We start from the raw sequence: 255 nt of genomic DNA on the forward strand, positions 1-255 counted from the left end.
GCCTTCAACGTGCTGCCGATGGCGGGCTCCATCGTGGACGACGGGCTGGGCGAGACCGACGAGGAGCAGAAGCTCCGCAACGAGAGCCGCAAGATCCTCGGCATCCCGGAGCTGAAGGTCTCGGGCACCTGCGTGCGCGTGCCGGTCTTCACCGGCCACTCGCTCCAGATCAACGCCCGCTTCGAGCGGCCGATCAGCCCCGAGCGCGCCCGGGAGCTGCTGGAGGGCGCTCCGGGCGTGGTCCTCTCCGAGATC

General features: G+C 70.2%; 1 protein-coding gene. It reads left to right on the plus strand.

All coding sequences use genetic code 11. The features are described from left to right. A partial coding sequence (locus tag ACSNOK_RS35125; RefSeq protein ID WP_436784751.1) for an Asd/ArgC dimerization domain-containing protein occupies window positions 1-255 on the plus strand: 255 nt, incomplete at both ends.

The sequence above is a fragment of the Streptomyces sp. URMC 126 genome, from assembly GCF_051386555.1.
Classification (GTDB): Bacteria; Actinomycetota; Actinomycetes; order Streptomycetales; family Streptomycetaceae; genus Streptomyces.